General features: G+C 57.4%; 2 protein-coding genes and 1 pseudogene. 1 reads left to right on the plus strand and 2 read right to left on the minus strand.

The genetic code is table 11. From position 1 onward, the window contains the following. A pseudogene (locus tag L692_RS31945) lies at positions 1-71 on the plus strand (NifU family protein); the annotation flags it as partial. 255 nt (positions 72-326) lie between these two features. On the opposite strand, the gene L692_RS0117610 reads toward L692_RS31945, so the two are convergent. Next, the gene (locus L692_RS0117610; RefSeq protein ID WP_025701415.1) at positions 327-1,082 is read right to left on the minus strand and encodes a Cthe_2314 family HEPN domain-containing protein; all 756 of its coding nucleotides are present in this window, start codon (positions 1,080-1,082) and stop codon (positions 327-329) included. 39 nt (positions 1,083-1,121) lie between these two features. After that, a partial coding sequence (locus L692_RS0117615) for a UbiD family decarboxylase domain-containing protein (RefSeq protein WP_025701416.1) occupies positions 1,122-2,263 on the minus strand: 1,142 nt, incomplete at its 5' end.

Raw genomic sequence — 2,263 nt, forward strand, 5'->3', positions numbered from 1 at the left:
TGAAAGCCGGGATCGAACGCGCGCTCGTCGAAGAGGTTGAAGGTGTTGAGGAAGTCGTTCAAGTATTCTAATGATCGCGCACACCCATCCCGGTTATTTGCTTAGGCAAATGGCCGGGATGGGTTCTGTTCAATCCCTGACCTAACCGATATTATATAAAATTTTATATATCACTACAACCTGATATGACGTAACTGCGCTCAATGACGCAACTGCGCACATAACAAAATCCCGCACGGCCCGAAACGGACTGTGCGGGATTTGTTTCAATAGCGGGCAGAATGCCGGGCTGATGGAGCCTTGGTATTTCCTCCGCTTCCTCCCTGTTACTGCTGCTGAAAGCCAGCGCCTGAACCCATGTCAGGCCGATTTTGGAGACTCCGGCCGGGCTGTTCATTGCTGTAGCGGAACACTTCAACCAAAGTTTTGCAGACCATTTCCAGACCCTGGCGCAGATCCTCCAGGTGCTCGTCGAGGTCCTCAAGCCGGATTTTATCATGCAGACCTTGATGCCGCTGCCACAGATCGTCCTGCATCTCGGAGTTCATGTAATGGATTTCGGCGTTGCGGCGGCTTCGCAGCTTCTGCAGCGGGTCGCGGTACGAATCTTTGATCTCCTCCAGCCTGCCGGACAGCTCCCTGTGCCTCTTGGTAGAGCGAAAACGCCGCAGCACAGTAAAATAGGAAAAATGAGCTTTTACCCTTGAAGTGTTCAGATCGTACAGCGTGTTCAGCACTGTGCCAAGCTTGTCCAGCAGGGAGAAGACGCGAATGAAGCCGTTCTTGTAAAAATAAACGTAACGCGCATAGTCCCCCTGTTCGCTGACGGACATCTCGTCCATATAGCCCGCCTTCACCGATTTGCGAAAAAAGGCTGCGGCGAACAAACTCTGCTCCAGCTCGTCAAGCGAAGAAATCAGCCCGCGAATCCAGATCTCCAGCTTCCGGTATTCATGGTCCCGGTCTTCGTCGGCATTCATTTCCCTGCGCAGCATCGATACGGTGAGGGCCATTTGTTCCACGGCGTCCGCCAGCACTCCGCTGTTCTCGCGGGGAGGCTCCCCCAGTATAGTCCGCAGCATAACCCGTCCTCCTCTTACGCGCTCAGCGCTAACGTATATTTAATTCACAATGCCCGTAGGGAAATAGTTCTTCCAGTTGCGGTCGACCCGTTCCACGATGTCCTCCCTTGGGAACAGCTCGTCCGGATATCCCGGCTTCATCCGGGCATCGATAACGATGGGAAGCTCGTAGCCGATATGATGATTCTTCACCGCAGCTTCGGCAAAAATATCGGTCGCCGGGTTGAAGCGGGTAAATACCGTCCACAGGAAAGAAGTCTGCGTCTTCACCGTTTCGGTAGCATTGTCGACCAGAATAACCAAAGGCCAGGAGGTGTTGCTCTCCCGAAGGGCGCTCACCAGGCGCTGCGGCAGCTCCGGATCTTCCGTATAGGCAGCGCCCGAAACGACGAGACAGCCGCCGCAGTAAGGCAGCGCCGCATGAATGCCCGGAAGAATGCCTTCCTCGTAGCTTCGCGGAAGCTCGCGGATTTTGCCGCCGATGCCCATCAGGACGCCCTTGCTGCCGTGGTTCATTCGCTGGCCGGTGTAGTCGAGCGTATCATGCGATGTTTTGTTGAAAATAAACAGATCGACCGCCGGATCGAACCGCTCCAGCACCGTTTCCAGCAGCGCCGGGAAATCGGACAGGTCCACCGGCTCGTTCGTAAGGATCAGGAACTTGGTCAGGGACAGCTGCCCTTCGCCCAGAATGCGGAAGGCCGATACCAGCGCTTCGCGCGAATAGCTCTCCCGCACGACGGCGGATGCCAGCGTATGGGAGCCTGATTCCGAGTACGCCCACAGAGAGCGAACGGACGGCATCACAAGCGGATACGCCGGGGAGAGCAGCCGCTGGAGGAAGTCGCCAAGGTAGTAGTCCTCCTGCCTGGGCTTGCCGACAATGGTCGCCGGATAAATGGCGTCCTTGCGGTGCCACATACGCTGCACATGCATGACCGGAAAGTCATGCTTCAGCGAGTAGTAGCCGTAGTGGTCCCCGAACGGGCCTTCCGGCCTGCGCTCATGCGGCGGAACCAGTCCGCGGATGGCGAACTCGGCCTCCGCCGGAATCCGGTGGCCGCCCATCGGGTCCTTGACCATCGGCAGACGGCCGCCCAGCACCATGGACGCCAGCAGCAGCTCCGGCATGCGTTCCGGGACGGGGGCGATAGCCGTGGCAATGAGTGCAGGCGGGCCGC

Origin of the sequence: Paenibacillus forsythiae T98 (assembly GCF_000520735.1) — a bacterium.
Classification (GTDB): domain Bacteria; phylum Bacillota; class Bacilli; order Paenibacillales; family Paenibacillaceae; genus Paenibacillus_AQ; species Paenibacillus_AQ forsythiae.